Below are 5,012 nucleotides of genomic sequence, written 5' to 3' on the forward strand. Positions count from 1 at the left end.
TCCTGCATCTTCCAGGCCAGGCGGGCCTGCACGTGCGCCGGATTCCATGGGCTCGTCGTCACGAAATGGGCCAGTGCCTGCCGGTTGCCGTCCTCGTCCAGCCGGGCCGCCATCGGCTCCACCGACTTGCGCCGCCCGTCCAGCAGCAGCCCGCGCACATACACCTGCCCCCACCGCCGCTGGTCAGCACGGAAGAACCCGTCGAACAACTCCGCCGTGAACGCCTCCAGGTCCTCCCGGACCCCGGCCATCTCCCCAGGTGTCACACCACCCCAACGACGCCCACAGCCCCACAGACACGCCACTCACGAGTGAAGCTGACCAAGCCCTACTAGCACTCGTGAAGCACCATTGCGGAACACGCACCGTGCCTGTCCTCCGGTCGTGTGGTCCACGGAGTTGGGCTGGCGTGTCGGCATGGCGCTCAGTCGCGCGGGTCGAGCTCTAGGTTGCTGCCAGTGTTGTGCGTTCGGCGTGGCCCAGCCAGTCGGTGTACCAACGGGTGAACGTTACTGGGGTCCCGTCGTCGTTGAGAAGTGGGGCGAGGTCAGCCTCGTCCGCACGATCGTCGGTCCACATCGTGCCGCGGTGTGCGCCGCTGATGACCAGCCAATCGCGCAAGGCGCAGCCGCGGTGGGAGATGACGATGGCACCGACGGTGCGATCAGGGTTGAACATGACGGCGTCCCAGCGTTCGTCCCACGCCTCGATGGCGTCGTCGAACTCCTCGACGTCGTCGAAGTCCTCCTCTTCAGGGTGCTGGGCTGCCAGTTCCTCCAGAAGCTTCGGATCCGGGCCGTGCTCCGGAAAGGGTTCGGCAAGCCGGGACAGGTCGGTCAGCTCAGCGGCGTCTCCCTCCCACCGCCAGTGGCCTTGCACTCGCCGCACTGGGAACACGCCGTAGGCGGGACCTGCTCCACCCGTGCCGACTCGAAGGAGGAATGTTCGGAATCCTTCGGGTAGCCGCACCTTCATCTGGTCCTCGAGCTCAGCGAGTTCGGCGTGGCTGAGCGGCTCCTCCAGAACCCATTTGTGCCCCAGGGCCCCGAACACTTCGTTGCTCGCGGGGGACGCCCCCAAAGCCTCGACGCGTTGACGTATGCCCGCCCATTGCTGATCAGTCATGCGCAAAAGTTAGGCGCTGCCACCGACACTGAGGTCGGCGGGGCTTCCGCAGCACCAGTTGTGCGATGCAGCACGACCCTCAGGTTCTCATCACGGACGGCGTGGCTGTCGCTCGCGGGGTCATGCGTAGGCGGCGACGGCAGTGAAGTAGATGCCCAGGGTGGTGGCTGCGGCGCCGGCGCCGGTGGGGATTGCATGGGGGATGCCGGCGCCGGCTTGGTGGGCGAGTAGGCCTGTGGTGATGGCGATGTTGAGGGCGGTGGACAGGGCGAGGAACAGGGACAGGATCTGCAGCGGGCTCATCGCGGGGCTCCCCGTGGTGGTGACGGCCCTGGGTGGGCCGTGCTCGACTGGTTCAAGGCTGTCTGTCCAGGGGGCCGTCCCGCAGGAGTCCGTTGGCAGGTTGGACACGGCGTGTTCATGCGGGCTGGTGGGCGCTAGGGTTCACGGCACGGCAGGGCGTGTGTCCGTCAGGGTGTGCAGGCGCGGGGTGGACACCCGCGCCGGGGCCGGGGGGGGTGTCCCGCGCGTGGGGGAGCGGGGCAGGCCGGTTCGGTGATGGGCTGCGGCCTTTCGTCAGTGGGTGACGGCATAGATGTCAGCGGGTGTTGTGGCTGGTCGGGTGCCCAGTCCTGGGGCTCGTGGTGGCGCTACTGCGGTTTGCACGGCGACAGGCTTCCCGCCACACGCCTCCACATACGACAACAGACCTTCAGCGGGAAACGACAGCAACCTGCACCAGGAGAACGACAGCTGTTTGTGCCGTGGTGGTGAAGGGCAGGGTGGCTGGCTCGGTGTGCGGGAGTGGCTGATGGCCGTTGTGGGGGCTCCGCTCCCAGCCAGTCCCGCAAGGCGGTTACGCCGGGCGAGGCCGACTCGGTCTACAACGCCCTCGCCGCGGCCACGCGCCCGCCGGGACGGCTGTCGCCGCGCACCGGTATGCCGCAGCGCTGCCTTTGAAGGGGGCGGGCCGCACTCGATAGGGCTTAGACCGTGTCCTACATGGTCAGCTTGAGAAGTCGCTTGTGCCTGTTTCCCGAACCTGTTGCGGCAGGTCAAGCCATGTGACGCGGCGCCGGGCGCAGCACTCACGGCGCCGACAGGGTCCGGTCGGCGAACAGTCAGGCGGCGTCGATCAGCCCAGCGACGCAGTTGCCGCGCGCAGGTCCTCCAGGGCTGCCAGTGCGTGAGGCGCGAGCCCTTCTGTGTCATCACGATTGCTTTCGGACCACTGGGCGTAGCCCTGCTTGAACGCGAGGACTCCCAGCTCGCCCGCGAGATGCGCAGTCAGGTCGGGAACACCGCGGGCGATGAGCGCGGCTGTCATGGCGGCCGCGAGACCGACGCTCTTGAGGGCGTCGCGCTCCTGCAGTTCGGTGCTGGCTGCCACGGCTGCTTTGAGGCGGGGGCCGAGTTCGCGGTTCGTCGGCCCCATGGCGCTCGATGCGCGCTCGAGACCGGCTGCCACCGCCTGGAGCGGGCTGGCGCCCGCAGGCGCCTCGGTGATGCCGTCGGCGAGCAGCCTGCTGAGCGTCTCCTGGCCGGCGACCAGTAGCTCTCGTTTGTCGGAGAAGTGTCGGAAGAAGGTGCTCTTGGTGACGCCGGCGCGCTCGGCGATCTGCGTCACCGTGGTGGCGTCGTATCCCTGCTCGGTGAACAGGTCGACGGCCGCGACGACGAGTCGCTGGGTCGCCCCTGGTTGCCATCTAGCCATGAGACCAGAATAGGTGATGGGACACCTGTCCCGTCACTGTGTAAGGTCAGTGATGGGACAACAGTCCCATCACTTGAGGGAGAGCTCATGCGCGTCTTCATCACCGGCGGTACCGGCACCATCGGCTCCGCCGTCGTCGCTGAACTGCTCGGCAACGGCCACACCGTTCTCGCACTGGCTCGCTCGGACGGCTCCGCGCAGGCCCTTGAGAGCGCGGGTGCCAAGGTGCTGCGAGGAGACCTGGCGGACCTCGACGAACTGCGGTCCGGCGCTGCACAGTGCGACGGCGTGATCAGTCTGGCGTTCGGACGCGACTACAGCAGTCCGGATGCGCTCGCGCAGGCCATCGCCGAGGAGAGCGCCGCTCTCGGCGCGCTGGGGCAGGAACTGATCGGCAGCGACCGCCCGATCGTCACGGTCTCGGGTACGCCCTGGGTCCCGGGTCGCGCCTCCACCGAGGCCGATCCGCTGCCGACCGACGGACCGGTGGGCGGTCGAGGCCGTTCGATCACAGCGCTGCTGGATCTCGCCTCGCGCGGTCTGCGCAGCATGGCTGTCCGCATGCCGCGCACGGTCCACAACGAGGGCCAGGGCGGATTCGCCGGCCTGTTGGTCGATGCAGCGCGCCGCACCGGGGTGGCCGGTTACCCGGGCGACGGCACCCAGCGCTGGCCGGCTGTGCACGCGCTCGACGCAGCGGTCCTGTTCCGTCTGGTCCTCGAGTCGGCACCGGCCGGGACGTCCTGGCACGCCGTCGGCGACGAGGGCGACGCGGTGCGGGACATCGCGACAGTCATCGGCCGGCGACTGGGCCTGCCGGTCGAGGAGGTTCCGCAGGAGAACTTCGCCCCGTTCGGCCCGATCTTCGCCATGGACCAGCCGGCGTCCAGCGCCCACACCCGCGATGCCCTCGGGTGGCAGCCGACGCACTCCGGCCTCCTCGAGGACCTGGAGAACATTCAGCCCTGACGGGTTTCGACAGAACACGGCCCGAGCAACGCACGCCTCTGGCCTGCTGATCCTTTCCACCACCGAAGCCCTCCAAGCCGTGGGAGGGGCCGCCCGATAGCCAGCCAGGATCGGGGGCGGGGCAGGTCATCCAGGGTGATCGCTGCTACACCATCGGCGGGACACCATCCGTCACGGAGGCAGCACAATGCCTTTCACGGTGATCCCTTGAGGGGGAGAGGGCTCGGCGTAGCCCAACACGGCGGCGAAGGAGATCGTAAGGGATTTGGCGCTGGGCTCAATCTGGCCGCCCAGTGCGATGACTCCGCTGACAGACCCGTGAGCAGGTATGCTGCCCGGCCACTGGCTCGCCTCGCTGTCGGGAGACGGAGGGTAGGTCTTCCCGGTGTTGTCGACTGCCTCGAAATTGTCCTTGAGCGGCAGTGTCCGGGTATACGAGGCGCTGTTGTCTACGCGGACGTGCAATCGCAGGTAATCATCGTAGCTTTTCTCGGCCTTGGTGACCGTGACTGTCAACGCCCCGCTTTTCTCCACCCAGTTCCCTGTGACGACCCTCATGCCAGAAGCGGAAGGACTTGCTGTCTGTTGCTCTGTCCCTGGCGTGGATGCCGCGGGGGAAGATCCGTCGGCCATGACTGGAGACGGAGCTTTCCCGCCGCTTTCTGGCTGGTTGAGTACCAGCCCGATGACGAGCCCGACGATCGCGACGATGACGCCGACGCCCGCCCACCCCGAGTAACTCAGAAACCGTGTCACCCGGCGCCGTGGCGGGTTTGGTGTGCCGCCAGGGCCGGGTGGAGGCTGCGGCGGCGGTATCGACGTGGAACCTGCCTGCGTCATCGATCTCCCCCGGATGCCCAGTGCATGGACTGCCCTTCAATGATGGGGCAAGCACGCCTGGGACGCGGCGAGATGAACGATGACGCCGGCGTCGGCCGCCTCTCCGCGGCAGCGTGAAGACTGGGGAGTCTCCGCTGTCCGTCCTGAGGCGATTGAGGGGCTTCGCGCGCTGGTCGAGTCCTCGCCGACTGCCAGGACACGAAAGAGGAGGCCAGCCGCGGGCTGTTTCGGCCGGCCCCTCGACGTCTGGCTCTACGCCCATTACTGATCTTTGCGGCGTGATGTCGTTGAGGGCTGACGATGTGTGATCGTCGCGGTATGCCTGTTGTGTGAGATATCCGCAGGGTGGTGGGCTGACGCCTGA

General features: G+C 67.7%; 6 protein-coding genes. 1 reads left to right on the plus strand and 5 read right to left on the minus strand.

Features of this window, described 5'->3' with window-relative positions; translation table 11 throughout:
- From ACWD35_RS44815 to ACWD35_RS44830, 4 genes are all read right to left on the minus strand, one after another.
- Nucleotides 1–251: transposase (locus ACWD35_RS44815; protein ID WP_451357071.1), on the minus strand; the 251-nt coding region annotated here is incomplete at its 3' end.
- 193 nt (nucleotides 252–444) lie between these two features.
- Entirely contained in the window at nucleotides 445–1,125 is a 681-nt protein-coding gene (locus tag ACWD35_RS44820; RefSeq protein WP_451357072.1) for an SMI1/KNR4 family protein, read from the minus strand.
- Between the two features lie 120 nt (nucleotides 1,126–1,245).
- Nucleotides 1,246–1,428, minus strand: coding sequence for a hypothetical protein (locus ACWD35_RS44825; protein ID WP_451357073.1), 183 nt, complete (start codon nucleotides 1,426–1,428; stop codon nucleotides 1,246–1,248).
- 832 nt (nucleotides 1,429–2,260) lie between these two features.
- Entirely contained in the window at nucleotides 2,261–2,839 is a 579-nt protein-coding gene (locus tag ACWD35_RS44830) for a TetR/AcrR family transcriptional regulator (protein ID WP_451357074.1), read from the minus strand.
- Nucleotides 2,840–2,926: 87 nt separating this feature from the next.
- On the opposite strand from ACWD35_RS44830, the gene ACWD35_RS44835 reads away from it, so the two are divergent.
- Complete coding sequence (locus tag ACWD35_RS44835; RefSeq protein WP_451357075.1) at nucleotides 2,927–3,808, plus strand: SDR family oxidoreductase; 882 nt, start codon at nucleotides 2,927–2,929, stop codon at nucleotides 3,806–3,808.
- Nucleotides 3,809–3,979: 171 nt separating this feature from the next.
- Here the strand turns inward: ACWD35_RS44835 and ACWD35_RS44840 are convergent, their stop codons facing one another.
- Nucleotides 3,980–4,366: a hypothetical protein gene (locus tag ACWD35_RS44840; protein ID WP_451357076.1), complete on the minus strand. Its 387-nt coding sequence runs from the start codon at nucleotides 4,364–4,366 to the stop codon at nucleotides 3,980–3,982.
- Between the last annotated feature and the right edge of the window lie 646 nt (nucleotides 4,367–5,012).

The sequence above is a fragment of the Streptomyces sp. NPDC002671 genome (assembly GCF_053592475.1).

Bases quoted from the DNA above. Each gene is read 5' to 3' on its own strand.
- ACWD35_RS44820 (WP_451357072.1), bottom strand. From the start codon at position 1,125: ATGACTGATCAGCAATGGGCGGGCATACGTCAACGCGTCGAGGCTTTG.
- ACWD35_RS44825 (WP_451357073.1), bottom strand. From the start codon at position 1,428: ATGAGCCCGCTGCAGATCCTGTCCCTGTTCCTCGCCCTGTCCACCGCC.
- ACWD35_RS44830 (WP_451357074.1), bottom strand. From the start codon at position 2,839: ATGGCTAGATGGCAACCAGGGGCGACCCAGCGACTCGTCGTCGCGGCC.
- ACWD35_RS44835 (WP_451357075.1), top strand. From the start codon at position 2,927: ATGCGCGTCTTCATCACCGGCGGTACCGGCACCATCGGCTCCGCCGTC.
- ACWD35_RS44840 (WP_451357076.1), bottom strand. From the start codon at position 4,366: ATGAGGGTCGTCACAGGGAACTGGGTGGAGAAAAGCGGGGCGTTGACA.